19 protein-coding genes are annotated in these 22,402 nt (G+C 58.5%); 11 read left to right on the forward strand and 8 right to left on the reverse strand.

The features are described 5' to 3' along the window. Nucleotides 1–94 precede the first annotated feature (94 nt). Entirely contained in the window at nucleotides 95–442 is a 348-nt protein-coding gene (locus JSS95_00790) for a hypothetical protein (GenBank protein MBS1798338.1), read from the forward strand. Between the two features lie 90 nt (nucleotides 443–532). Here the strand turns inward: JSS95_00790 and JSS95_00795 are convergent, their stop codons facing one another. The 5 genes from JSS95_00795 to JSS95_00815 all read right to left on the reverse strand — a co-directional run bounded on the left by JSS95_00795 (nucleotide 533) and on the right by JSS95_00815 (nucleotide 6,464). Then, the gene (locus JSS95_00795; GenBank protein MBS1798339.1) at nucleotides 533–1,969 is read right to left on the reverse strand and encodes an adenosylhomocysteinase; all 1,437 of its coding nucleotides are present in this window, start codon (nucleotides 1,967–1,969) and stop codon (nucleotides 533–535) included. Between the two features lie 149 nt (nucleotides 1,970–2,118). Next, the gene (locus JSS95_00800) at nucleotides 2,119–3,435 is read right to left on the reverse strand and encodes an MFS transporter (protein ID MBS1798340.1); all 1,317 of its coding nucleotides are present in this window, start codon (nucleotides 3,433–3,435) and stop codon (nucleotides 2,119–2,121) included. A gap of 4 nt (nucleotides 3,436–3,439) precedes the next feature. Continuing rightward, nucleotides 3,440–4,549 carry a bifunctional DNA-binding transcriptional regulator/O6-methylguanine-DNA methyltransferase Ada gene (ada, locus tag JSS95_00805; protein MBS1798341.1) on the reverse strand — a complete coding sequence of 370 codons (1,110 nt, stop codon included), beginning with the start codon at nucleotides 4,547–4,549 and terminating at the stop codon, nucleotides 3,440–3,442. Between the two features lie 150 nt (nucleotides 4,550–4,699). Continuing rightward, entirely contained in the window at nucleotides 4,700–5,911 is a 1,212-nt protein-coding gene (locus JSS95_00810; protein ID MBS1798342.1) for a methionine adenosyltransferase, read from the reverse strand. A gap of 133 nt (nucleotides 5,912–6,044) precedes the next feature. Next, the gene (locus JSS95_00815; protein ID MBS1798343.1) at nucleotides 6,045–6,464 is read right to left on the reverse strand and encodes a helix-turn-helix domain-containing protein; all 420 of its coding nucleotides are present in this window, start codon (nucleotides 6,462–6,464) and stop codon (nucleotides 6,045–6,047) included. A 341-nt stretch (nucleotides 6,465–6,805) separates the two neighbouring features. Here JSS95_00815 and JSS95_00820 point away from each other — a divergent pair, with 341 nt between their 5' ends. The 10 genes from JSS95_00820 (at nucleotide 6,806) to JSS95_00865 (ending at nucleotide 18,118) form a co-directional block, all read left to right on the forward strand. After that, entirely contained in the window at nucleotides 6,806–8,221 is a 1,416-nt protein-coding gene (locus JSS95_00820) for a hypothetical protein (GenBank protein MBS1798344.1), read from the forward strand. 30 nt (nucleotides 8,222–8,251) lie between these two features. Then, nucleotides 8,252–9,343 carry an ABC transporter permease gene (locus tag JSS95_00825; protein MBS1798345.1) on the forward strand — a complete coding sequence of 364 codons (1,092 nt, stop codon included), beginning with the start codon at nucleotides 8,252–8,254 and terminating at the stop codon, nucleotides 9,341–9,343. A 142-nt stretch (nucleotides 9,344–9,485) separates the two neighbouring features. Next, nucleotides 9,486–11,150 (forward strand): phospholipid carrier-dependent glycosyltransferase, encoded by a 1,665-nt coding sequence (locus tag JSS95_00830; GenBank protein MBS1798346.1) that lies wholly within the window; start codon nucleotides 9,486–9,488, stop codon nucleotides 11,148–11,150. A gap of 183 nt (nucleotides 11,151–11,333) precedes the next feature. Beyond that, the gene (locus tag JSS95_00835; GenBank protein MBS1798347.1) at nucleotides 11,334–12,167 is read left to right on the forward strand and encodes a glycosyltransferase family 2 protein; all 834 of its coding nucleotides are present in this window, start codon (nucleotides 11,334–11,336) and stop codon (nucleotides 12,165–12,167) included. A 530-nt stretch (nucleotides 12,168–12,697) separates the two neighbouring features. Then, nucleotides 12,698–13,132, forward strand: coding sequence for a 50S ribosomal protein L13 (gene rplM / locus JSS95_00840; GenBank protein ID MBS1798348.1), 435 nt, complete (start codon nucleotides 12,698–12,700; stop codon nucleotides 13,130–13,132). Between the two features lie 116 nt (nucleotides 13,133–13,248). Beyond that, nucleotides 13,249–13,644: a 30S ribosomal protein S9 gene (rpsI, locus tag JSS95_00845; GenBank protein MBS1798349.1), complete on the forward strand. Its 396-nt coding sequence runs from the start codon at nucleotides 13,249–13,251 to the stop codon at nucleotides 13,642–13,644. A 191-nt stretch (nucleotides 13,645–13,835) separates the two neighbouring features. Beyond that, a complete protein-coding gene (gene rpsB, locus JSS95_00850) occupies nucleotides 13,836–14,750 on the forward strand; it encodes a 30S ribosomal protein S2 (protein ID MBS1798350.1) in 915 nt (304 codons plus the stop codon). A 118-nt stretch (nucleotides 14,751–14,868) separates the two neighbouring features. Then, on the forward strand, nucleotides 14,869–15,531 hold the full coding sequence (gene tsf, locus JSS95_00855; protein MBS1798351.1) for a translation elongation factor Ts: 663 nt from the start codon (nucleotides 14,869–14,871) through the stop codon (nucleotides 15,529–15,531). 667 nt (nucleotides 15,532–16,198) lie between these two features. After that, nucleotides 16,199–16,903: a UMP kinase gene (locus JSS95_00860; GenBank protein ID MBS1798352.1), complete on the forward strand. Its 705-nt coding sequence runs from the start codon at nucleotides 16,199–16,201 to the stop codon at nucleotides 16,901–16,903. A gap of 72 nt (nucleotides 16,904–16,975) precedes the next feature. Continuing rightward, nucleotides 16,976–18,118 (forward strand): acyltransferase, encoded by a 1,143-nt coding sequence (locus JSS95_00865; GenBank protein MBS1798353.1) that lies wholly within the window; start codon nucleotides 16,976–16,978, stop codon nucleotides 18,116–18,118. 195 nt (nucleotides 18,119–18,313) lie between these two features. Here the strand turns inward: JSS95_00865 and JSS95_00870 are convergent, their stop codons facing one another. The 3 genes from JSS95_00870 to JSS95_00880 all read right to left on the reverse strand — a co-directional run bounded on the left by JSS95_00870 (nucleotide 18,314) and on the right by JSS95_00880 (nucleotide 22,209). Next, a complete protein-coding gene (locus JSS95_00870) occupies nucleotides 18,314–19,510 on the reverse strand; it encodes a beta-propeller fold lactonase family protein (protein ID MBS1798354.1) in 1,197 nt (398 codons plus the stop codon). Between the two features lie 116 nt (nucleotides 19,511–19,626). Next, nucleotides 19,627–20,877 carry a beta-propeller fold lactonase family protein gene (locus JSS95_00875; GenBank protein MBS1798355.1) on the reverse strand — a complete coding sequence of 417 codons (1,251 nt, stop codon included), beginning with the start codon at nucleotides 20,875–20,877 and terminating at the stop codon, nucleotides 19,627–19,629. An 81-nt stretch (nucleotides 20,878–20,958) separates the two neighbouring features. Next, nucleotides 20,959–22,209, reverse strand: coding sequence for a beta-propeller fold lactonase family protein (locus JSS95_00880; GenBank protein MBS1798356.1), 1,251 nt, complete (start codon nucleotides 22,207–22,209; stop codon nucleotides 20,959–20,961). Between the last annotated feature and the right edge of the window lie 193 nt (nucleotides 22,210–22,402).

Consider the following 22,402-nt stretch of genomic DNA (forward strand, 5'->3'; position numbering starts at 1 on the left):
CAACACGCGCTCGTCACCTGTGTCTACTCCCATCGTAAGACGAAGGACGCTGAAGCAAAGACGTCTTCATAACGAAAGCACAGGAGAAATATCCATGCAGATCACCCGCCTCGCACTCGCTCTTAGCTTTGCCATCGCACCGCTCGCTGTTCTCGCGCAGGCCCCAGCAACTTCAACGACAACCACGCCTCCCCCCACCATCAACCAGCGCAAAGAGAACCAGCAGGACCGCATCGCACAGGGCGTAAAGAGCGGCCAGCTTACTGCGGGTGAGACGCAGCATCTTGAAAAGCAGGAGTCGGCCATAAACCACGAAGAGCGTTCCATGCGCGCGCAGGACAACGGCCACCTGACCAAGGCCGACCGCAGTCTGATCAACAAGCAGCAGAACCAGGAGTCGAAGCGCATCTACCGCGACAAGCACAACAGCAGGAAGCAGTAGTAAAGACGCCGAAGCGAGCAGAGCGATTGATGCTTCACGTAAAAAAAGCCGCCGAGCGATACTCGGCGGCCCTGGTTTTCTGCGCGGATGTCAGTAGCGGTATTGCTCCGCCTTGTATGGTCCTTCGACGGAAACCCCCAGATACTCGGCCTGCTTCGGAGACAATGTCGTCAGCTTCACGCCGATCTTCTCCAGGTGCAGACGAGCAACCTCTTCGTCGAGCTTCTTCGGCAGGATGTAAACGCCCACCTTGTAGATATCCTTGTTCTTCCAGAGGTCCAGCGCTGCGAGCGTTTGGTTCGAGAAGCTGTTCGACATCACGAAGCTCGGGTGACCCGTTGCGCAGCCAAGGTTCACCAGGCGGCCTTCCGCCAGCACGAAGATGCTGTTTCCACCGGGGAAGGTGTATTTGTCCACCTGCGGCTTGATGTTCAGCTTGATAACGCCCTTGGCGCTGTTCAGCTGGTCCATCTGGATCTCGTTGTCGAAGTGTCCGATGTTGCAGACGATCGCCTGGTCCTTCATCTGCTGCATGTGCTCGAAGGTGATGATGTCGAGATTGCCCGTGCACGTGACATAGATATCGGCGCGGCCGAGCGTCTCTTCAAGAGTCGTGACCTCGTAGCCCTCCATCGCAGCCTGTAGCGCGTTGATCGGGTCGATCTCGGTCACGATCACACGAGCGCCGAGCCCGCGAAGCGAAGCAGCAGAGCCTTTGCCTACGTCGCCGTAGCCGCAGATCACGGCAGTCTTGCCGGCGACCATCACGTCGGTGGCGCGCTTGATGCCGTCGACCAGCGACTCGCGGCAGCCGTACAGGTTGTCGAACTTCGATTTCGTCACTGAGTCGTTGACGTTGATGGCGGGGACCAGCAGCTTGCCCTGCTCCATCATCTTGTAGAGACGGTGAACGCCGGTTGTCGTCTCTTCGGCGACGCCCTTCCACTCCTTCGCCATCTTCTGGAAGTAGGAAGAGTCCTCAGCGTGGGTCTTCTTCAACAGATCCTTGATCACCTGCTCTTCATGGTTGCCGGATGGCGTGTTGACCCAGCCGTCGCCCTTCTCAAGATCGACGCCCTTGTGGATCAGCAGCGTCACGTCGCCGCCGTCGTCGATGACGATCTGCGGTCCCAGGCCGCCTTTATGGCGCAGCGCCTGGTCCGTGCACCACCAGTACTCTTCGAGCGTCTCGCCCTTCCAGGCAAAGACCGGAACCCCGGCAGCGGCAATGGCGGCAGCAGCATGGTCCTGCGTGGAGAAGATGTTACAGCTCGCCCAGCGCACATCGGCGCCGAGGGCAACCATGGTCTCGATCAGCACGGCAGTCTGGATCGTCATGTGCAGCGATCCAGTGACGCGAACACCCGCCAGCGGCTTCGACGGAGCATACTTGTTGCGGATCGACATCAGGCCGGGCATCTCCTGCTCGGCGATGTCGATCTCTTTGCGTCCGAACTCTGCCAGCGAGATATCCGCGACCTTGTAATCAGTCGCACCTGCTGCTTTATCGATGGTTGCTGTGGCCATTACGGCACCTCATTTTTTTCTGAAATTGGGGAGACGTTAGAACTTGTTGTCTACCTATGAGGATATCATTCCGACGCTGGTCTTATTTGCCGCAAAAGCGTGTTCGAGTCGCCGGAGTAACAATAGGAAACCTCAACAAAACAGGCAAATTAGCTGTTTGCTTTTGCACTCTTCAACGCCGTCGTCGTCAGGCTGACGATCGCTGCAAGCAGCAAAAACGCTCCAATCGCATAGAGGCCACCAGCAAAGCTGTGAGTGGCTTCACGTGACCTTCCTGTCAGGTAAGGGCCAGTAAAGCCGCCCAGAGCGCCCAGCGTCGTGACCATGGCGACTGCTGCCGCCGCGGCAGGGCCGGTAACGCTGCGCGTCATCAGCGCCCAGAAGGGCCCCATTGCACTCAGCATTCCGATCGTCGCCAATGAAAAACCAATCATGGCGACCGACATTTTGCCTGCCATGCCAGACAGCATGAAGCCCGTTGCCGCGACAAACATGCAACCGGCAAGATGTCCGCTGCGCTCGTTCCAGCGATCGGAGCTCCACCCGGCAACGACCGTGAACACCGCGGCCAGCAGGTAGGGAATCGTCGAGAGTCCGGCGATCGTACTCGAATTATGCTTGACCGTCGAAAGGCTGCTGAGGATCAACGGCATCCACAGGTTTACAACGTAGACGCCGATCTGCACCGCGACATACACAAAGATCAGCAGCCAGAGAATAGGCAGTCTGAAAGCATCCGCGAAGGCATGATGCTGCGTAGCGCCATAACGAGAGCGGTCAAGCTCAAGCTCGCGCGTAAGCCACTGTTGCTCATGAGGAGCAAGCCACTCTGCCTGTGCGGGGCTGTCCTTGAGAACGAACAGCACAGAGATACCCAGCAGCATGGTCGGTATACCTTCAGCGATAAACAACCATTGCCATCCACTGAGACCACCGAATCCATCGAGCTTCAGCAAGCCGCTGGAGATGGGGCCGCCGAAGACTCCCGCCAGCGAGGTTGCCGTCATGAACTTCGCAACAGCGCGTGCGCGCTCGTGCGATGGAAACCAGTAAGTGAGGTAAAGCAACATGCCGGGTACAAAACCCGCCTCGCCCACGCCGAGGAGAAAGCGCATGGTGTAGAACGATCCCGGCGAGCGTACAAACGCCATCGCCGCAGCGATCAGTCCCCAGGTGATCATGATGCGAGCGATCCACAAGCGTGTGCCAACTCGTTGCAGCACCATGCTGCTTGGCATATCGAACAGCGCATAGCCAATGAAGAAGATCGCCGCGCCCGTGCCGTAGACCGAATCGCTGAAGCCGAGCTGGCGTTTCATGTCGATCGCGGCGAAGCCCACGTTCACGCGATCGATATAGGCGACGATGTAGAGCAGGAAGAGGTACGGAACGATGCGCCGCGTGACCTTCGCATAGAGCGCGCGCTCGTTCACCGTCTCGCGATCCGCCGCCTCTGCCTGAGCCATCGCACTACTGTAATAGGTTTGCCTGTGCCGTTGCGAAGCTCTTTTCAGCTTCGAGCAATCTGCGCTTGCGGTCCGTGCCCCAGCGGTAGCCTGTCAGCGAACCATCTTTGCCGACGACACGATGGCAGGGAACGACAATCGCCACAGGGTTCGCGGCACAGGCCCCGGCCACGGCACGGGTCGCCGATGGCGATCCCAACTCCGCAGCCAGGCCGGAGTAGGTGCGTGTCTCGCCGCGTGGAATCTGCTGCAAGGCCTTCCATACGCGCTGCTGAAAGGCTGTGGCGCGAACATCGAGCGGAAAGGTCGCGGCCAGGGGATGTTCGCCAGTCTGGCTGGCGATAAATTCGATCGCATCGGCAAGCCATCCGTTGGAACTGTTCTCCCGGACTAGCTTCGCGTTCGGGAACCTGTTGCGCAGGACCTCTTCGTTTTCGGCGTCGCTTGCACCGAAGGCGATGGTGCAGACCCCCTTGTCTGTCGTCGCGACGAGCAGGCGTCCCAGCGGACTGTCTGTCGTTGCATAGCGAACGGCGATGTTGGCTGCACCGTTCTTCATCTCGCGAGGAGTCATCCCCAGGCGCGCATTGCTGTTTTCGTACAGCCTGCTGCTCGATCCAAAGCCGGCTTCATAGATTGCATCGGTTACCGTCATCTCAGGTCTCCTCATCTTTTGTTGGAAGCGTTCCATCCGCTGCGCGCGCGCATACTGTGCAGGACTTACGCCAAGCACGCGGCGAAAGGCGCGCATCAGAGTCAGCCGGTCTACTCCGGCGGCGCGTGCAACGTCGCTCATTGTTCGACGCTCTTCAGCGTGTTCGCGCAGATGCTTTGCCACACGTCCTACCAGCTTTGCCTGCGGATCGGGCCGCGGAGAGGTTCTCTCCGGCTCGCATCTGCGACAGGTGCGGTAGCCTGCACCCAAAGCGTCGGCCAGCGTCGAGAAGAACTGCACGTTCTCTCGTGTCGGCCGCCTGCTCGGGCAGCTTGGTTTGCAGACGACTCCGGTTGATCGAACGGCATAGTAAAACGTGCCGTCGGCCGTTGAGTCGCGTTCAAGCACCTGCTTCCACTGATCTGTCGCCCGGACGCTATTGGTTTTACGCGCTGTCATTGCCATGCAAGTATCTTCCTACGCGCTGCAGGTACGCCACACTCCGTTTTGTTCGCGCAAACTTGCTGAAGCGAATCGGCGCTCACATATCGCGCTAAATAAAAGAGGCGAGCCTTAGGCCCGCCTCTCGCGTAATGTTGAACGCCTTGGTTACCTGGCTGCAACCGCGGCGGCCTGCTCCTTGAGAGCGGCTGCCTTGTCGGTCGCCTCCCAGGTGAAGTTCTCGCCACTGCGGCCAAAGTGACCATATGCGGCAGTCGCCTTGAAGACAGGACGGCGCAGCTGAAGCGTCTCGATGATGCCCTTTGGGGTCAGGGAGAAGTTTTTGCGTACCAGCTCAACCAGTTTGGTTTCATCCACCTTGCCAGTGCTGAACGTATCGACCAGTACACTGACCGGCTCTGCCACGCCGATGGCGTAAGCAAGCTGAACCTCGCAGCGATCGGCGAGACCGGCGGCGACAATGTTCTTAGCCACGTAGCGCGCCATGTAGGCAGCAGAACGATCGACCTTGGTTGCGTCCTTGCCGCTGAAGGCCCCGCCGCCGTGACGGCCCATGCCGCCGTAGGTGTCGACGATGATCTTGCGGCCCGTCAATCCGGTGTCGCCCATCGGTCCGCCCACAACGAAGCGGCCGGTCGGATTGATGTGGTACTTGGTGTTCTCGTCCAGAAGGTTCGAGGGGATCACGGCCTGGATCACGTTCTTCAGGATGTCCGAGCGCAGCTCCTCGTTGCCGACGGTCTCGGCGTGCTGGGTCGAGATGACGACCGCATCCACGCGCACGGGCTTATGGTTGGCGTCGTACTCCACCGTCACCTGGCTCTTGCCGTCGGGACGGAGATACGACATGGAGCCGTTCTTGCGAACTTCGCTGAGCTTCAGCGCAAGACGATGCGCCAGCGAGATCGGCGTCGGCATCAACTCCGGCGTCTCGTTGGTGGCGTAGCCGAACATCATGCCCTGGTCGCCGGCGCCGCCGGTGTCCACACCCATGGCGATGTCGCCCGACTGCTTGTTGATCGTCGAGATCACCGCGCAGGTGTTCGAGTCGAAGCCGTAGAGTGCGTTGTCGTAGCCGATCGAGGCGATGGTGCCGCGGACGAGGCTCTGGAAGTCGACGTAGGCCTTGGTCGTAATCTCGCCAGCGATGACAACCAGGCCGGTGCAGGTTAGCGTCTCGCAGGCCACGCGGCTGTAGGGGTCCTGTGCGAGGCAGGCATCCAGAATGGCATCGGAGACCTGGTCGGCAATCTTGTCGGGGTGTCCTTCAGTAACCGACTCGCTGGTGAAGAGAAAACGCTCTTGTGTAGACAATACAAACTCCTTGAAGGGTCGCGGAAGGTTCTCCGCGCCGTACATTTAGGTAACCCATCCATTCTACTCGCCGGGGCACTGGCACAACAAAGCGCAACAGGCATCTGTCGAGATTCGGCAGCCAGTGGTATCTATCTGCATTGAACGGGGTTTGTGTTGTGTATCAGGTCGAAGGGAGCTAAAGAAATAGACGTCCGTGCAGAACGAATTTCCACACGCCCCATCCCAGAACCACCAGCATCGCGACCATGACCGCGACGCCGATCCACTTTGAATGACCCATGTTCTGGCTGGCGCCCCTGTTTTTCCGGACATTTTCTGCGAATTCTACCCAGTCATGGTCGGATGAGGAGACAGCGCCCATCTCCCTGAGTGTGCTTTCGAAGCGTTCCAGCCACGGAGTCTCCTCAAGACCCACGGCACCAAGGTAGCTACGCACGATCCCTTTTCGGAACACTCCGCCGGGCAATTCGGTAAGACGGCCCGCCTCTAACAGTTCCAGATGACGGACAGAGACCTTCGTCATCGAACAGATCGTATCGAGCGTAACCTTCCTCTGCTCGCGTTCCATCCGCAGTTTGTCGCCGAATCGTTCCATCCCGCTCAGTCCCAGATACGCCGGAAAAATTCTACATGCCGGATTCTGCATGGTTTCGGCAGGATAGTCCCGGTTTCAACCTAAGTCAAAGCCCCGAATGGGGGAGGTGGCCGGAGTATCTAGCTAGTTAGTTATATTCCCGTAAATGATGGATGAGTAATGGTTTGCACCGTCACAACTGGCCTCCGGAGTCATGGCGCGGCAAGGCGGTGGGGTATTGTTAAATCGAGATCAGGGTGCGAATTCCTTTTCCAGTCCGTTGCCCCATGTGGGGTGCATGTCTGTTCGCAACCGTACTGCTTCTCCTCCAGTTGCTAGAGGGGACGTCACCCTATTTTGCATTGTGCAGCTTCGCATTCATCCTTGCCGCAACGGCGACGTTCAACCTCGCCGGGGGGTTCTCCAGGACCTCAGGGGCCTATGTCTTCTTTTTTTCGACTCTCACCCTGATCCTTGGCCTCTGCACCAAGGCGGTGATAGGCGAAGCTGCGGATTCCAATCTCCTGGTCCCTCAGAAGACCATTTCACTCTATCTGGGCAGCATGCTTGCAATGTACGGCGCGGTCTTTGCGGCTCGCAGACTCACACCGCCCAAAGCCATTCTGCAAAATCTTGTTACTGAGAAGAACATGCAGAATGCGACCGTCGGTTGCCTCGTCGCCGGCATCATCGTACAGATCGTGATGATCTTCGCGCCAAAGACAGCGGGATCGTTTCTCAGCGCTCTCGCACAGATCAACCGCTTCTTTCCCATGGCTATTATTCTTGGGGTCGTTCATCAGATACGAAAGAGCGGCGGAAGAAGCAGCATCAACTTACCTGTTTTGATTGCCGCAGCAAATATCTTTTACATAGGCATATTGGGATTCTCGAAAGAAGGAATGTTCACTCCCATCGCCTGTTGGATGGCCGCGGTAAGCTGCCAGAACTATAAGCTCTCCCGGACGCAGTTGATTGGAATCGTCGCTGTATTTGTTGGAATGTTTGTTTATCTGGTGCCCTACGCGCAGTATGGAAGGTCATTCGTGAATCCCGAAGACGGCATCGCCGTTCGCTTTAAAACCGCTGCGGGCCTTCTTTCCAATCTTTCTACTGTTCGAGAGGAATACAAGGCGACGCTCGATCCCGAGACGGAGCAGAAGCACGGGTACTTCAATTCCGATGTCGGATTCTTTGATCGCCTGCAGATGATCTCCATCGACGACAGCCTGATCGAGCTTACGGACCGTCTTGGACCGCATGGTCTATCCCCTATTGCAGAAGGCTTCCAAAATCTTGTTCCGCATTTCCTGTGGCCGAACAAGCCACGTGTCACGGGCGGCAACTCCTATGCGCATGAGATTGGCGGTATCGTCGGCGATGACGACGACACCACCGGGATCTCCTTCAGCGCCGTTGGCGAAGCCTACCATCTCGCAAGATGGTTTGGGATTTTGTTCGTGGCTCCTCTGCTGTGGATGATGCTCTTCATTCTTTTCGATTCTTTTTGCGGCGACATCCGGCTGTCGCCGTGGGGCCTGCTGATGGTCGTCTATTACTCCCATATGGCCCCTGAGGGAATGCTCGGCGGCGTGATCTATGCCATGGGGTACGTTGCCTTCGGATTGGTCGTCGCGGCCTTGTCCGCGGCTTATGTGATGCCTATCCTGGGCACCTTGTTCAAGGGGCCGGAGCGAACAGTAGTCCAAAGAGGCGGTCCGGTCCGCTCCTTTGCGCGCCGTAATCGAGAAGTGCCATTTTCCAGCATGGGCCAATAGACCGGCCGCTGCCATACACTGAATATCAGCATGAATAAGCTTGTTGTCGGCAACCTCGTCCATCGTCCTCTCCGTTCGCTCATCAGCGCCCTCGCCATCGCGATCGAGGTCATCATGATCCTCTCGATCTCCGCCATCCTGATGGGCAAGCTCAACGGTTTCAAGGACCGGCAGAACGGCATTGGCATGGACATGTTCGTGCGCCCCAGCACAACGAACAACTTCATCGGCATGAGCGCCGCCGGAGCCTCGATCAAAGTGGCGGACGTGCTGGCGAAGATCCCCCACGTCGTCGTCTCGGCCCCGGTCAACATCCAGATCACCAACTCGTTCGACAACATCTACGGCATCGACTTCAAGACCTACAACGACTTGCTGCCGTTTCAGTTCATCGCTGGAGGACCGTTCCAGGGGCCTGACGACATCATCCTCGACGACTACGCCGGAGAGGGCAAAAAGCCCGGCGATACGATCAAGCTCCTGGAGCACACCTTCCGTATCTCGGGCATCGTCATGCACGGCAAAGGCGGTCGCAAGTTCATCCCCATTGAGACGATGGGCGCCCTGACCGGCACCGAAGGCAAGGCCAGCGCCTTCTATCTCAAGACCGAGGACTACCCGAAGTATGTCGACGATGTGAAGAAGGCCATCCTCGCCACTCCCGGTATGGCGCAGTACAGCGTCGTGACCACGGACGAATACCTCTCTTCCATGACACCCGCGCGCCTTCCGGCGTTCAATATCGCGCTCCGTGTTGTCGTCGGTATCGCGCTGGTCATCGGTTTCCTGGTCATCTTTCAGTCCATGTACACGGCCGTCATGGAGCGCACGCGCGAGATCGGCATTCTGAAGTCCATGGGGGCCTCGCGTGCTTATATTGTTGCTCTCGTTCTGCGGGAGACCGGCCTGATCGCGGCGGTCGGTATTGCACTTGGAATTGCGTCCAGCTACGCCCTCAGCGCCGCTCTCGAGGCGCGCTTTCCCACGCTCGATTTCGTCATCAACCTGCCTTGGGTTTGGAGAGCCATCGGCATTGCATTTGTCGGCGCCCTGCTGGGGGCCATTTATCCCGCGCTCAAAGCGGCCAGCAAAGACCCCATCGACGCTCTCGCTTACGAGTAGAAAGATGTCGTCCTACGTCTCTCGCCAGGCCGTTTGGTGAACTTACCCCGCGAGATTCTCGTATCATTGATACGGCACGTCGCTGCTGCATCGCGCCCGCGCTCTTCTTTGACAGAAAAGGAGTCTTCCCGCTCAGCCAATCATGACCGACCCCTCTACAAGCGGCCCCCGTCCAACGCGGCCATTTTTTTCTGGTGCTCGATGGCTTGAGGTGAGTCTCCTCACCATTGCTGCCTTGTTTTTACTTCTTCACGGCATCCATCTCCGGGCCGACTTTCCCAACCACTCTCCCTGGATGGACTGGTCGAAGTACACCGACGAAGGCTGGTACGGCGACGCCGCAATCCGCCACTTCCAACGTGGACACTGGTACGTTCCCGGCGACTTCAATCCTGCCGCTGCGCTCCCCGTGTGGCCGCTGGCAGAGTCGGCAGTTTTTCGCTTTACCGGCGTCAACATCGTGGCCGCGCGGTCTCTGTCTGTGGCAACGTTTGTTCTCATCGTTCTTGGAGCGTATCTGCTCGTACGGCGCTCTGCGCGTCTCGCCCCATTGCAGCAGGAGCGCAGCTATTCGCTCGCGCCGGCGATTGCCGCCCTCCTGCTTGCGGTAAGTCCCTTCTGCTATGCCTTCAGCCGGTTGGCCATCCTGGAGCCAATGCTGATTCTGCTCACGGTCCTGGCACTGCTCGCTGCATCGTATCTTGCACCTCGCGGTGCGACCTCTGCGTTCCGTTACTGGGTTCCCGTCGTGGCGCTGGGGGTCCTGCTGCCGCTGATGGTCCTGACGAAGACCACAGCGCTCTTTCTCTTTCCCTGTGTCGCATGGATGGCCTTTGCGCGCTCCTGTTACAAGCCGCGGCAGTTCTTCCTCATGGTGGCCCCGGCCTTTGCGATCGGGGCCGTTATCTGGCTCACCTATTTCGGCTTCGTTGTGCGCCCGCGTTTCCTTGAGGACTATCGGTATCTCTTCAGCGCAAACTCCTACACAGGAATCACGTCCGGCAATGCCGTCTCCGTTGTCCAGGACACTCTTCTCGATGGCGAATGGCTGGGCAAGCTGCTCTACCCGCTGGCCCTCATTGCAATTGCCATCGTTCCGTTTGTGCGGCAACGGCTGCTGCGAAACCCTCTAGTGCCTTCGCTGATGCTCTGGGCCGCGGGATACGCATCGTTCCTAGCCTACCATAACAATCTTCAGCCGCGTTACTACCTCGTTCTTGCTGTCCCGATCACGTTGCTGCTGACCGTTGTCTTTGAGAGCCTGTGGAACCGCCGCAACGTCATCGCCCCCCTGCACCACTTCGCCGGGGCGGCTGCTGCATTCGCCCTTCTTGCCGTGGCTGTCTCCGATGCCCGCCAGACCGTCCACTACGTTTATCATCCCGAATACACCTTTGCGGACGCGGCGCAGCGCATTCACCAGATTGTCGCCTCCGATCGCGCGCATAACCCACTTGTGCTCTCCATCAGCGGCTCCGACCTCTCATTGATGACAGGGTTGCCCAGCATCTGCGACGACTTCGGCACGATGGATCTCGAAGACCGCGTCCGCGCCTATCAGCCCGGCTGGTACATCGCCTGGAACCAGGTCGACGACGACAAGATGGATGCGCTTACCCCCATCTACCACCTCAACCGTGTCGCTGCCTTTCCGGCGATGGACGATCCGGAGCGCAACCTGCTCATCCTCTACCGGCTCGATCCGCCAGTGCCGTCTACGCCGCGCCGCCGCCGCTCAAGACCAGTGCCTCGTTTTCTTGAGACAAACTTCGGCCAGCAGCCGTCTCTCCCGCAATTGCAGCATTAGGATGGTGAATCTGAAAAATTCACTCCTGCTGATTTGTCATCCCGACCGAAGCGTAGCGGAGGGATCTGCTGTTTGTAATTGGCTGGCACTACTGTTGGTCGTCGTCGCTGACGACTTCAGCACCAGCCTCGACTCTTTCTGTATCGTAGAGAGCAAGCCGTAAATCTCTCCCCGGGAGTCATGGTGCGTCCGTCGGTCATCATTCTCACCTTCAACTCCAGCGACTCGCTTCCGGCCACGCTCGCCAGCGTCAAGGCGATCACCGACGACATCCACATCGTCGACTCAGGCTCGACCGATCAAACCGTCGCCATCGCCGAAGCCGCCGGGGCCTCCGTCTCGCATCATCCGTTTGAGAACTATGGTGCGCAGCGCAACTGGGCGATCGATAACCTCACGACCCGTTACCGCTGGCAGCTTCATCTCGACGCTGACGAGCGCCTGACGCCAGAACTTCAGCAGGAGATCGCCGCTCTTCCCGAGGACTCGCCGCTTTCCGGCTACTTTCTCCCGCGCCTGCTTCAGTTCATGGGACGCATCCTGCACCATGGCGGCATGAACCCCACCTGGCACATGCGCCTCTTCGTCAAAGGTCAGGGACGCTGCGAAGCGCGCGAGTACGACCAGCACTTCCTTTGCACCGGAGCGACCGCGCGGCTTGGCAATCCCATGATCGACGACATCCGCATGTCTCTCTCCGAGTGGACCTACCGGCACAACCGCTGGTCCGACGCCGAGGTGCGCGAGATGCTCGTGCAGCAGAGCACCGAAGGCGACGTCGAAGGCCGCATCGGCGGCCGTCTTACCGGAAATCCGATTGAGCGCAAGCGGTTTCTGCGCCGCTTCTACACCGGCGCACCCGCCTTCACCCGCCCTTTCGCGCTCTTCTTCTATCGCTACTTCCTATGCCTCGGCCTCCTCGACGGCAAGGAGGGGTTCATCTTTTACGTGCTTCAGACCTTCTGGTTCCGCTTCCTCGTCGATGCGAAGCTCTACGAGGCAAAACAGAAGCGCTAGAAAGCCCCTCGGGCAAGCTGGCACCCCGGGAAGGCGTGGAACCATAAAGTGCAATTAAATCAATTGGATGCAGCTTGAGCGCCACTGTCGCCGACCTCTGGATCGTCGGCGGAAAATCCTCCGTAACCTCTCTTTCATCAGCGCTTTCTGGATTTTCCACGGCGCAGGAATCGTCGTTGACTGCCTGCAAAACCTCAGCTATTCTTAAATCTCGCGCAGTCTCGCGTCTGCACGACTGTGGGCCGTTACGCCCGCAGTTACGGTGAGACATCGTGGTGGATCCATCCGGGGCATTCTCTTCTTTGCTCCCAAAGCACCCACACCTCAGGCCCAGAACCAGGCTCTGTGCGCAATCCAGGCGGCTGGGTTAATCGCGTCCCGGAGATTCAAATCTCCTTCGCGGGTCCAGCGTCCCGGCAGCTTGTTGGTTCGAAATCGGTATTACGCAAGACGCAGCAAAAATCTGTTCCACGATTCTTCCGCACCACGCCGACCACGGAAGACGGCAGAAACAAGGAGTAAGCAAAACGATGTCCACCAGGATTCCGAGCGCGAAAGAGATTCAGCGCAAGTGGTTTGTCCTCGACGCCAGCGGTAAGACGCTTGGCCGCCTCGCCACGCAGGCAGCCAATGTGCTGTCGGGCAAGCTCAACCCGATCTACACGCCCTACATCGATACCGGCGACCACGTCGTCATCATCAACGCCGACAAGATCGTCCTCACGGGCCTCAAGGCCGACCAGAAGCTCTATCGCCGCTACACCGGCTTTCCCGGTGGTCTTCGCGAAGAGTCGTTCGTCGACCTGTTGAAGCGCCGCCCCGAGGCCATCGTCGAGCAGGCCGTCAAGGGCATGCTGCCGAAGTCGAAGCTCGGCCGTCAGATGGCCACCAAGCTCAAGGTCTACAAGGGCGACAAGCACCCGCACCTGGCCCAGAAGCCTGAGCCGCTCGAGGCGACCGCCTAAGGGTTTGTTAAGGGTACGGCTTTAGCTGTGCCGTAAGAGTTTGACTCAACGATGGGGCTGGTAGCCCAAGGCTTTAGCCTTGGGTCTCCCCTGAGGGAAAAGGTTCAAGGAGCATCATGGCAGATCTCGTCCAGTACTATGGCACCGGCCGTCGCAAGAGCTCGATCGCGCGTGTTTTCCTGCGCCCGGGCAGCGGCAAATTCTCCGTCAACAAGAAGGACGTTGACGTTTACTTCGTGACGGCGCAGCAGCGCGCCGCCGCCAAGCGTTCGCTCGGCATCAACGACATCGGCGAGACCTTCGACGTCATCACCACCGTTCGCGGTGGCGGCGTCATGGGCCAGGCCGACGCCGTCAAGCTCGGCATCGCTCGTGCACTGATGCAGTTCAACCCCGAGCTCCGCAAGGCGCTCAAGAGCGAAGGCCTCGTCACCCGTGATTCGCGCGCCAAGGAGCGCAAGAAGTACGGTCAGAAGGGCGCCCGCGCTCGCTTCCAGTTCTCCAAGCGCTAAGCTTCGGGAGCTGTTGGGCCATACGCTTTGGCGGCCGGTTCTTCGCATGACGACCCGGCCGCTCGCATCACCCTCCGGCAGCTTCATCGCTTGAGGCAAGGAGTTAAATCTCCCCCACGGGGGATCAATACAGTGCTTCGGATCATGTGCTGGATGTTCACACTCCGACGCCCTCAACCAAGGAGATCGAATTGGCTACCATTACGATGAAAGAACTGCTCGAGGCAGGCGTACACTTCGGGCATCAGACCAAGCGCTGGAACCCCAAGATGAAGGAATACATCTTCGGCGAGCGCAACGGAATTTACATCATCGACCTTCAGAAGACGCTCAAGATGTTCAAGGATGCGTCGAAGTTCGTCACCGACCTTACCGCCACTGGAAAGCTCATCCTCTTCGTCGGCACCAAGCGCCAGGCACAGGACGCCGTCGCTGAAGAAGCGACCCGCGCCGGAATGCCGTACATCAACTCGCGCTGGCTCGGCGGTCTGCTGACCAACTGGGTCACCGTGCAGAAGTCGGTCAAGCGCCTGCAGGAGCTCGACGACATGTCGACCGACGGCCGCTACGAGCTGCTCACCAAGAAGGAAGTCATCAAGCTCGAGCGCGAGCGCAAGCACCTGTCGACGAACCTCGCCGGCATCAAGAACATGAAGCGCCTGCCGGACGCGATCTTCGTGATCGACTCGAACAACGAGGCCATCGCCGTCTCCGAGGCACGCAAGCTCGGCATCCCGGTCGTCGCCGTGGTCGACACCAACTGCGACCCGACCGTCGTCGACTACGTGATCCCCGGCAACGACGACGCTCTCCGCGCCATCCGCCTCTTCACCACGAAGATCGCCGACTCGGCTTACGAGGGCGCGCAGATGGTCTCCGAGCGCGCGTTCTCCGACGAGGTTGCCGACGTCCAGCAGGCCGAGATCGCTCCCGAGCACATCGGCGAGGATGGCGAGCATGAGATTCAGGCCACCATCTCCGCCGCTGACGCCGATGAGGACGACAACGTCGACCTCGCCGCCGTCCTCGGTGGCAACATTCGCAAGGCGCCAGCCGCTGCCTCCGTCGATGAGCCCGACACGGCCATCGCAGAGACCGGAGCCTAAGCCCCTACGCACCGCGTTTGCAGTGCTGTAACCACCATCTGGCAACATCAGGGGGCGCGGGTCTTATCCCGCGCCCCCTTTGCCTGAATCATGCTTTACACCAAGAAGGGAACTACCAATGTCTGAGACTGCCGTAAAGATTGATGCGAAACTGGTCAAGGAACTCCGCGAAAAGTCCGGTGCCCCCATGGGCGACTGCCTGAAGGCGCTGCAGGAGGCCAAGGGCGATATGGAGGAGGCGTTCGTCGTCCTCCGCAAGCGCGGCATGGCATCTGCCGCCAAGAAGGCCTCGCGCACCACGAACGAAGGTTCAGTGGGAACGTACATCCACGCCGGCGGAAAGATCGGCGTCCTCGTAGAGCTCAACTGCGAGTCCGACTTCGTCGCACGCACGCCTGACTTCCAGGAGCTGCTCCGTGACATCGCGATGCACATCGCCGCGGTCGATCCGCGTTATGTGCGCCGTGAAGATGTCACTGCAGCAGACATCGAGCGCGAGAAGGAGATCTACCGCGCCCAGGCTGCCTCCTCCGGCAAGCCGGCCAACATCATCGAGAAGATGCTCGAAGGCAAGATGAGCAAGTTCTACGAAGAGGTCTGCCTGCTCGACCAGCCGTTCATCAAGGACCAGGCGCAAACGATCTCGCAGATTATCGCAACCCGCGTCGGCAAACTCGGCGAAAACATCAGCGTCCGCCGCTTCGCCCGCTTCAAGGTAGGCGACCCCAACTGGACCGTCGCCACCACCGCCCAGACCTCCTCGGAGGAGGCATCGGCTTAAGCGTATGGCTTTAGCCATACGATAGGCCTCGACATGAAGTTGTAGAGAAGTGAGCCCGGGCGACAGCCCGGGCTCTTCTTTTTGCTTTCGATGCGATGAGCGCTGACGGAGCAACCCAGCCCGGCTACCATTGGCCACAACCAGCCGGCAGCCAGAAAGGAACTATGGAACACCATGCAGTACATAGACAACATTCCCGTGTGGGGATCGCATGAAGAGAACACCTTGATTGACCTCGCGCCTCTCATCGAATGCTGCAAAGGTAGGAGGCCTTCTTCACCTCACGTTCAACATATCGCTCGTAGAATCTTGTCAAGAGGGGTAAGTAGGTAAACCCCATCAATCCAACAACATCTGTTTGCCGATTATCTGGCGTCAATTGCTATACTTAAATCAGTAGAAAAAACAGACGATCGCTTGATTCCTTCTCGACGCAAGCTGTTTATTTCTAATACTTTAGATGCAAGTCTCATGGAATGAAGGCTTTGAAATTAAAGTCCAACCCTAACTCCAATGGTTTTAATACTTTGCGCAAAACCGGTACGGGTGTACCCCGGTATGGATCTGTACTGATTCAGACGCTTGGATACGATAAACGCACTCGTGTCTGACATCAGGAAACGCAGCCATTACGTTCCATTCTCACCATGCGATACTAAGACCTGACATGTACAAAAGAGTCCTCCTCAAGCTCTCGGGAGAGGCCCTGGCCGCAGGCCGTGGCTTCGGTATCGACGCCGTATTCATTCACAAAGTAGCCGAAGAACTAGCCGCCGTTCACGCTCTCGGCTGCCAGATCGGCATCGTCGTAGGGGGAGGGAACTTCTTCCGCGGGGTCGCCCAGCAGGCCATCGACATGGATCGCGTCGCCGCAGACCACATGGGGATGCTCTCGACCGTGATCAACGCGATCGCTCTGCAGGACGCGATCGAGAAGCGTGGCATCTTCGCCCGCGTGATGAGCGCCATCGAGATGCACCAGGTCTCCGAGCCTTATATCCGCCGCCGCGCCATGCGCCACCTCGAAAAGGGGCGCATTGTCATCTTCGCCGCCGGAACCGGAAACCCTTTTTTTTCGACAGACACCGCTGCCGCCCTGCGCGCGATGGAGATCAAGGCCGACATCCTGTTGAAGGCCACCTCGGTCGACGGCATCTACTCCGCCGACCCGAAGAAGGTCGCCGATGCCGAGAGATTCGAGCAGATCACGTACAACGATATCCTGCGCCTCAACCTGGGCGTGATGGACACGACGGCGGTCTCGCTATGCCGCGACAACAACATGCCGATGATGGTCTTCAGCATGCGCGAGCAGGGAAACATCGCCCGGGTCGTTTCGGGCGAGAAGATTGGCTCCCTGGTTACTGCCTAAGGCTGTCGACGCGCAGCCTATTTCCCGCATCAAAAACGTGGGAACTGCGTTCAATGGAAACAGGACACCACGATTTTGGCGACAACAGCTACCACCCCGCCGGCTAAAACAGCGCGCAAGCCGCAGCTTCCTGCACTTACAGGAATCCGCACGCTGCTCGCGTTCAACATCGTTCTGTTCCACTTCACGCCGCCGTATCTTGGTCCGCTGCGTCCCTTCGTTCAGCACGGATTTGTCTTTGTCAACGTCTTCTTCCTCATCTCCGGTTTCATCCTTTCGTATAACTACTTCGACCGCGGCGCAAACCTGATCAAGCGAGATTTCTGGATGGCGCGCTTCTCGCGTCTGTATCCGGTCTATCTTCTGGTGTTGCTGATCTCCTTCAAGATGCTTGAGATCGAGTGGAACGCACGCTCACATACGGAGTTCTGGCAGGGACTCATCCTCACCCCGCTGCTGTTGCAGGGCTTCAGTCCATCGCTGGCAACATTCTGGAACACGGTTGCGTGGACGCTCTCCTGCGAGGTGGCTTTCTACGCAGCATTTCCCTGGATCATCCGCGCTCCCTGGCCGAAGAAGCCGTCGCGGCTGCTGCTGTTGCTGGGCATCTTTTGGATCATCGATCTGCTGCCCGCAATTCTCTACCTGCTGACCAATCCCGACCACCTCGCGACTCCGGTTGATCGTTATACGTCAACCACGCTGGTCCGCTTTCTCAAGTACACGCCTCTGCCATACGCTGCAACTTTCCTCTCGGGAGTGGTCCTTTCGAGGTTACAGCTTACCGTGATGGTTACACGGCGCCAGCGCTTTGCCATCGCGGCAGGAGCGCTACTCGGGCTAGGCCTGTTTTTCTTCTTCGCCTCAGAGCACGTACCCTATCTCTTGTTGCATGGAGGTCTGCTGCTGCCGCTCTTCTCGGTGCTCGTCTTTGGGTTGTGTGGGCCGCATCTCATATCGAGTATCTTCTCGTGGGGGCCGTTGCTGCTTATCGGTGAAAGCAGCTATTGCCTGTATCTTCTACACTTCAATGTTTTCATCCTGATCCACATGTATAAGCTGCCGGAGCGGCTGCATGTGGCCGCTCTCGATCCATGGATCTCCTACGCGGCCCTTATTGCGCTGTCCATTTTCGTCTACCGCTTTATTGAAAATCCAGTGCGTAAAGCGCTGCTGAACCGCTTTCCTCCAGCTTCCCGCAAACAAGCTGCTTGATGCACGACGCAGAGCGGTTCCAGAGTAGATATACAGGATCAAGGAACAAACAACAGCAAAGACAAAGACAAACGACGGGGGTTCTTCCCCTTCGCTTTGGTCAAGCGGAAGAACGACGGCAGTTACAGAGACTCCAGAATGGCAATAGAAAAGCCTCGCTGCGCGAGGCTTTTCTATTGAAGCAATGTAGCCAGCCTATGGTTGGACGACCTGCGTCGCATGAGCGCCGTTGGCCACGGCAACAATGCAGGTAGGAGTTCCGCTCGCGGGATACGGAGAGTTCTGAGTCGACTTCAACGTTCCGTTGTGCGGATCGAGCTGCATGCCTGTGGTGGTGTTGTCCAGGTTGTTCGACGAATACATGTAGATACCCAGCGCAGGCTCGATGGCCAGGCAGGTAGGCCCGGTGCCCACGCTCGTTGCGTTCGAACCGACCGCACCAACCGCGGCTCCGGTCGACTGGTCGATCACATAGGCCCCAACCGTGTTGGAGTTGAAGTTGGAGACATAGAGATACTTTCCGCGAGGATCGACGGTGACAGCAACCGGAAGCAAACCGGTAGCGAATGGCGAGTTCTGCATCGGCTGAAGCAGGCCGCCGGCGATTACCAGATTGCCGTAGAGCTGATTGGTTGCGCGGTCCGTAACATAGACGAATCGCGACCGCGGATCGACAGCGATTGCGCTGGGAACCGTTCCCGCACCGTAGCCGGTGGCAACCGTTCTGCCGCTGTTGTCGACCGTGATTTTAGTGGCGCCAACCGGGGTCAGTGCGCCGGAGGTTGCATTCTGCGAGAAAGCCAACAGGACGCCGAAGGGCGATCCGGAACCGATCGCAGGCTCAGCATCGATCGCGTATACATAGTTGTTGAAGTTCGTCGTTGCAACGCCAACCGGATTATTGCCGACATTTACGTTGGTCGGAGTGCCAAGCGAGTTGTCGGCGCTGACCGGAAAGATGTTGATGCCGCCAGGACCCGGGTTCGTTGCCGAGTAACCCGGCTGATAGGTATAGGTGACGTAGAGGAACTTGCCCGCAGCATCCAAGGCCTGGGATGTGGGGTGTGTTCCCGTCTTATAGGTATTCTTCGAGGTGAGCTTGCCATCCGTGCCGACCGCGAACTCCTGAACGGTTGAGTCGCCCTGGTTCAGCACATAGAGAAACAAGCCGTTGGAGGTCGCAACAATCGAGACCGGGTTGTTGCCCGTGGCTACCGGCGTGCCATTGATCGGCACCAACGCTCCCGACTGGTACGCGATGCCATACTCGTTGATAACGCCGGGCGCGTTATTGCCCGCGGCCGTGGCATAGAGATAAGCGACCGTGTAATCGCGAGAGCAGGCGGTCAGGCCCAGCATTCCGCTTAGCAGCACCACCGAGGCGGCTCGCATAGCCCTGACTTGCTTCTTCGCCGTCGATCCAAAGATCTTTTCTGTCAAACGCATCTGTTTCCTTCATCCCCGGCGGAACTTCCCGCCTTGATTGTCTATCTTCGCACCTTATCGGATCAGCGTCCTGATACTGCCGGCACCGTCACAAGGCAGGTGGGAAGCGAATTCGCTCCAAATGGAGTGTTTTGAATCTGTCTCAGGCTGCCGTCTGTAACGGACATCTGTGTGCCAGTCACGTTATTGCTCAACTGGTTGGAAGCGTAGAGATAAACTGCGTGAATCGGTGTACCGGTCGCGGGAGCGCCAATTGTGGCCAGGCATGTGGGGCCATTGCCAGCCTGAACACTTCCGGCAACGGTGGACTGAACAGGTTCGCCGCTTGCGCCGAAGGTGTACCCATTGATGGTGCCATCGGTGTAGCTGGCAACGTAGAGATACTTCCCGCTGGCGTCGATCGTCATGCCTGCGGGAAGTGCGCCTGTCTTGACGGAAGCGAAGAGGGTGGGAACTCCAGTAGCGGCAATGTTGTATGCCAGCACTGCATTCGCGCTCTGATCCGTAACGTAGAGGTGGGTTGCCGAAGCATCCTCGACGATTCCGCCAGGCGTCGTCCCCGCAGGATAGCCGGTCGAAACATTATTACCCGGGTTGATGACTATGCCGGGAAGGGGGGTCAACGCGCCGGTACTTGAGTTTTGAGCGAAGCCGAAGAGGTTTGCTGTTGTCGCCGAGTCCTGCGCAATCACATAAACGAAGTGGTTCTTGCTGGTCGCAGTAACTTTGACAGGAGCGCGGCCCAGGTTGAAGTTCTTCGCGCCGCCAAGCGATCCGTCGGAGTTGATCGGAAAGACGGTCACGCCGCCGGGGCCGGGGTTCGCCGGCGTATAGAGTTGGCTCTGCGAAGCGACAGTGCCGTCAGAATTGAGCGTAAGCGTGTTCTGGTACGTGTAGGTCACGTACAGAAACTTGCCCGCCGCATCGATCGAAGCATCGGTGGCAAAGCTGCCGCTGATGTTGTAGGTCTTCTGCGGGTAGATTTTGCCGTCGGTCCCGATGAGGAAGTGAACGACGTTGGAGTCGTCGCGATGCACGACGTAGATGCTCAGGTGGTCTGGTGAAGCGACAACAGTAACCGGGTTCTTGCCGCCTGACGGGGTAGGAGAGTTAGCAAGCTGAACGAGGTAGCCCTGCTGATAGTCCACCTTGTAGCCGTTGACCAGGCCTGCAGTTGCCTGCGCCGTGGTGGCGTAGACATAACCGACTGTGTAGTCGCGGCCGCACGCCGTAAGGCCAAGCCCCATGGCTATGGACAGAATCGAAGCCATCGCGCCATGCGCGGTTCTACGGCCCTTCGTCTTCAACGTCATGCGCTCCCTTGCTCCGATACCGATTCAGTTGCCGGTCGGTATCATCCCCGACCGGCCATGCTTGCTGCCGTTCCGAGCCGGCTAGTTGACGTTTCCGCTGAGCGCCATACAGGTCGGCTGCCCGACCGTGGGGAAGGTATTCCCGCGATTCAGGTCTCGCAACTCACCGGAGTTGGAGTCGATCCGCTGTCCTGTCAGCGTCGAGTCAATGTTGTTGGAGGTATAGACGTACTGGTTCGTCGGGTCCTCCACCATGCAGACTGGGCCGGAGCCGGTCTTATACGGATTGCCTGCCGCAGGGCTGCCGCCCGTTCCGAGGAAGGCGAGCTTGCCGGTCGTCGGGTCGATCGTAAAGGCCGAGATCGAGCTGGTCTTGTTGTTCGGGTCGAGCGAGGAACGGTTCAGCACGTACAGCGTCTTACCCTTGTTGTCGGCCATTGAATAGACCGGGTTCGAGGTCAGCGGCAGGTTGTTTACCGGACCGCCAGTCAGCGTGTTCAGTGAGCAGGCCGAGGAGCCGGTGCCTACCGTGTAAGCCAGAACGCGGCCGCCGGGGCTGTCCGGGGTGGGCGCGGCATCGGTCAGATAAACGTAGTTGCCGCTGTTGCTGATTGAGGTCAGGTTGCCTGCGCCGGTTGTAATCGTCGAGTTCGCTGTCAGCGTAAGCTGTCCGCTGGCGCCTGCCGAATACGGGAAGACTGTCTGGTCGCCGGAGTTGACCGTAAAGACGCAGCCATTGGCGACGCGCATCATGAGGGGCTTCGGGCCGACAGGGAAGAAGGTCAACTGCGTCTGATTGCTGTCCTTGATCTGCTGGTTCGGGACGAGCTGCAGACGTCCAGTGTCGTTTGCGATGGCAAAGACTGTAATGTCGCCCAGGCCGTTCGGATTCGGATACGACGGCGTATCCGGATACAGCGTATCGAGTACGTACAGGTAGCTGCCAGACGAGTCTACGGTTGCCCACACGGGGGTGGATCCTCGGCTGGTGTACGACTGCTGGAAGGTGAGCACACCGTCGCCGCCTACACTGAAGAGGGAGATGTTGCCGGCGGTCTTGGAGTCCCCTTTGTTGATGACGTATACATAGCGTCCGCCGGGCTTCACGACGATCGCAACCGGGTTTGTTCCATTGGAGCTATAAGGTGAGCGGACAACCTGGGTCAGATTGCCGGTGTAGTTGTCGACCTTGAAGCCGGCAACCTGGTTGTACTGCGTGCCAAGAACCCAGATATAAGCGACCGTGCCGCCGCCGCACGCTGTCATGCCCAGACCCAATGCAACGGACACTGCCAAGGCCAGGGAGAACCGGCCAATCCTGCTCAACCTCATGCGTTTCCTTAATCCTCGCCAGCACCGTTTGCCGGATGCCGTCTATTTGCGAGCAAATCTTAGGGATAATTTCCTCTGCATATTGTAGAAGGTGCGACGAGTTTGTGCCACCTTCGAGGGATGGAATCGTCGTGCAAATCGCGGACACCCTCCGGACGGACATCTCCCGTCTGCCACAATAGATAAGCCAAAC

Source organism: Acidobacteriota bacterium (assembly GCA_018268895.1).
Taxonomy (GTDB): domain Bacteria; phylum Acidobacteriota; class Terriglobia; order Terriglobales; family Acidobacteriaceae; genus Edaphobacter.

Bases quoted from the DNA above. Each gene is read 5' to 3' on its own strand.
- JSS95_00790 (MBS1798338.1), top strand. From the start codon at position 95: ATGCAGATCACCCGCCTCGCACTCGCTCTTAGCTTTGCCATCGCACCG.
- JSS95_00795 (MBS1798339.1), bottom strand. From the start codon at position 1,969: ATGGCCACAGCAACCATCGATAAAGCAGCAGGTGCGACTGATTACAAG.
- JSS95_00800 (MBS1798340.1), bottom strand. From the start codon at position 3,435: ATGGCTCAGGCAGAGGCGGCGGATCGCGAGACGGTGAACGAGCGCGCG.
- ada (MBS1798341.1), bottom strand. From the start codon at position 4,549: ATGACAGCGCGTAAAACCAATAGCGTCCGGGCGACAGATCAGTGGAAG.
- JSS95_00810 (MBS1798342.1), bottom strand. From the start codon at position 5,911: ATGTACGGCGCGGAGAACCTTCCGCGACCCTTCAAGGAGTTTGTATTG.
- JSS95_00815 (MBS1798343.1), bottom strand. From the start codon at position 6,464: ATGGAACGATTCGGCGACAAACTGCGGATGGAACGCGAGCAGAGGAAG.
- JSS95_00825 (MBS1798345.1), top strand. From the start codon at position 8,252: ATGAATAAGCTTGTTGTCGGCAACCTCGTCCATCGTCCTCTCCGTTCG.
- JSS95_00830 (MBS1798346.1), top strand. From the start codon at position 9,486: ATGACCGACCCCTCTACAAGCGGCCCCCGTCCAACGCGGCCATTTTTT.
- rplM (MBS1798348.1), top strand. From the start codon at position 12,698: ATGTCCACCAGGATTCCGAGCGCGAAAGAGATTCAGCGCAAGTGGTTT.
- rpsI (MBS1798349.1), top strand. From the start codon at position 13,249: ATGGCAGATCTCGTCCAGTACTATGGCACCGGCCGTCGCAAGAGCTCG.
- tsf (MBS1798351.1), top strand. From the start codon at position 14,869: ATGTCTGAGACTGCCGTAAAGATTGATGCGAAACTGGTCAAGGAACTC.
- JSS95_00860 (MBS1798352.1), top strand. From the start codon at position 16,199: ATGTACAAAAGAGTCCTCCTCAAGCTCTCGGGAGAGGCCCTGGCCGCA.
- JSS95_00870 (MBS1798354.1), bottom strand. From the start codon at position 19,510: ATGCGAGCCGCCTCGGTGGTGCTGCTAAGCGGAATGCTGGGCCTGACC.
- JSS95_00875 (MBS1798355.1), bottom strand. From the start codon at position 20,877: ATGACGTTGAAGACGAAGGGCCGTAGAACCGCGCATGGCGCGATGGCT.
- JSS95_00880 (MBS1798356.1), bottom strand. From the start codon at position 22,209: ATGAGGTTGAGCAGGATTGGCCGGTTCTCCCTGGCCTTGGCAGTGTCC.